General features: G+C 68.4%; 4 protein-coding genes. 2 read left to right on the forward strand and 2 right to left on the reverse strand.

Annotated elements, in window-relative coordinates; genetic code table 11:
• Both NW75_RS20660 and NW75_RS20665 read left to right on the forward strand, forming a co-directional pair.
• Positions 1-948 (forward strand): ATP-dependent helicase C-terminal domain-containing protein (locus NW75_RS20660; protein WP_033967288.1); only part of this gene is annotated, 948 nt, incomplete at its 5' end.
• 9 nt (positions 949-957) lie between these two features.
• On the forward strand, positions 958-1,239 hold the full coding sequence (locus tag NW75_RS20665; RefSeq protein ID WP_033967290.1) for an ETC complex I subunit: 282 nt from the start codon (positions 958-960) through the stop codon (positions 1,237-1,239).
• 16 nt (positions 1,240-1,255) lie between these two features.
• Here the strand turns inward: NW75_RS20665 and NW75_RS20670 are convergent, their stop codons facing one another.
• Both NW75_RS20670 and NW75_RS20675 read right to left on the reverse strand, forming a co-directional pair.
• Entirely contained in the window at positions 1,256-1,768 is a 513-nt protein-coding gene (locus NW75_RS20670; protein WP_033967291.1) for an NUDIX hydrolase, read from the reverse strand.
• Positions 1,765-2,448, reverse strand: coding sequence for a TPM domain-containing protein (locus NW75_RS20675; RefSeq protein WP_033967292.1), 684 nt, complete (start codon positions 2,446-2,448; stop codon positions 1,765-1,767). The genes NW75_RS20670 and NW75_RS20675 overlap by 4 nt, the downstream gene beginning before the upstream one ends.
• Positions 2,449-2,502: the final 54 nt, after the last annotated feature.

Here is a 2,502-nt window from a genome sequence, read left to right on the forward strand (position 1 = left end):
CGTATCGCGCGCCGCCGCGACGGCTCGGGCGAGACCTGGGCCTCGGTCGGCGGACGCGGCTTCAAGCTCGATCCGACCAGCGCGCTCGCCCGCGAGGAATGGCTGGCGGTCGCCGAAACCCAGGGCATGGCCTCGGGCGCGCGCATCCTTTCCGCCGCCGCAATCGACTTGCCGACGATCGAGGCGCTGTTCGGCGAGTCGATCGCGATCCACCGCACCGTCACCTTCGATCCCGCGACGGGCGGCGTGCAGACCACACGCGAGCGCCGCCTCGGGGCGCTGCGGCTGTCGAGCGGCCCCGATGCGCAAGCCGACCCCGACGCGATCGCCGCTGCCTTGCTCGCCGGTATCCACACCCACGGCCTCGCGGTATTGCCGTGGAGCGACGCGGCGCTCGCGCTGCGCCACCGCGCTGCCTTTGCACAGGACCATGGCGGCGCAGAGCTCGCGCTCGACGACGCCGCGCTGCTCGCTCGCGCCGATGAATGGCTCGCCCCCTTGCTCGTCGGCAAACGGCGGCTCGATGCGATCGACTCGGGTGCGCTGACCGATTCACTCCGCGCGCTGATCGGTTGGGACGCGCTCAAAACGATCGATCGCCTCGCCCCCACCCATTTCACCAGCCCTGCGGGCAGCAGCCACCCGATCGATTATGACGTCGAGGGCGGCCCGCGCGTGGAGTTGCGCCCGCAGGCGCTGTTCGGGCTCGCCACCCACCCGATGATTGCGGGTGGCCGCGTGCCGCTGGTGCTCAGCCTCACCTCGCCCGCCGGTCGCCCGATCCAGACGACGCGCGATTTGCCGGGCTTCTGGGCAGGCAGTTGGGCGGCCGTCGCCAAGGAAATGCGCGGCCGCTATCCGCGCCATCCCTGGCCCGATGACCCCGCATCGGCCAATGCGACGCTGCGCACGAAAAACGCAGATGCACGCGCGAAAGAAGCACGGTAAGGAGGCACCATGTCGATCGCCCGAATCTATCAGCGCCCGAAGAACTCCATGTCCTCGGGCCGCGCACGCACCAGCATCTGGATGCTGGACTTCGCCCCGGCCGAGGCCAAGCAGCCCGATCCGCTCACCGGCTGGGCCGGCTCGGGCGATACGCGCGACCAGCTCCGCCTGACCTTCCCGACGCAGGAAGCGGCGATCGCTTATGCCGAGCGCGAAGGGCTGCCCTTCACTGTTATTCCCGCACCCGAGCGCACGCTCAAGCTGCAAAGCTACGCCGACAACTTCCGCTAAGCGGCAGGCGCGGCGGTTACCCCGCTAGCATCCCCGCGCCCAGCAGCAGCAACAGCTTCACGTCGATCGCCACACCCTCGGCGCGCTTGGCGGCGACCACGTTCGCAATCTCCGCGACCGGCACGCGCAGCACGGTGATATTCTCGCCGTCGATCCCGCCGCCATCGGCAACACGCTCCAGCCCGGTCGCGCGCACCAGCGTGAAGCCTTCGGACACCATGCCGGGCGAGGAATGGAAAAGGCCCAGTTGCTCGATCTTGGCAGGCCGATAGCCGGTCTCTTCCTCAAGTTCGCGCGCAGCGGAGGCTTCGATGCTCTCGCCTGCCTCCTCGTCACCAACCAGCCCCGCCGGCAATTCCAGGCAGCGCCGCCCGAGCGGGACGCGATATTGCTCGACCAGCAGGACATGCCCGTCCTCAACCGCCAGGATCACTGCCGCCTGAATGCCGCGTGCGCGCGACACATATTCCCAGGTCCCGTCCTTCACGACCTTGATGTACTTGCCTTCCCAGACAATTTCCGCACTCATAGTTCGATCAGCCTGTCCGGGAGCTCGTTTCGGTCGTCCGCCGTTTTCGGGAAAGTTTCCGCGAGGATCGCGCCAATCCGCTCGACTGCCGCCGCCATGCCAGCACCCGGCTTGCCAGCGCGGGTTTCGGCGACCAACGCCGCCATCGCATCGCCCCAGCGCTCTGCGGGCACGGCACGGTGGATCGCTTCATCAGCGACGATCTCGGCCATGCGCTCATCGCGCGAGAGATAGAGCAGGATGCCGACGCGCGCGGTGGTGCGGCGCTCGGCCCCGACCTTGAAATATTGGATTGCCCGCCGCCGCACCCGCCGCGCGCGTGTCGCCCTGGGCACCAGCGCCATCCGTAGCGGCATATAGGCAAGCGCAAACCGCACGATCAAAAAGACCAAGGCTTGCGCCGCCAGGATTACGCCCAACAGCAAGCGCGGATCGGGCGCATCGTCCCACCCTTCGGTGAAGCCGCTCAGCCATGTCTCGATCGCGAGCGGATTGATCGCCGCCAGCGCGAGCACGATCAGCATCGCCGCAATCGCACAATGCAGCGCCGCATCGTGGTAACTGTCCGAACGCTCGGTCACGATCGTGACGATCTCGCCATCGGTGCCCGCTTCGGCGCGCGCTACGGCGGCCAACACCTGCGCATGGTCGTCGCGCGTCAGCCGTGCCGTTCCCGCCATCACCAATCCCCCGAAGCGCCACCGCCGCCGAAATCGCCGCCGCCGCCGCCGGTA

Origin of the sequence: Sphingomonas sp. Ant H11 (genome assembly GCF_000797515.1) — a bacterium.
Classification (GTDB): domain Bacteria; phylum Pseudomonadota; class Alphaproteobacteria; order Sphingomonadales; family Sphingomonadaceae; genus Sphingomonas.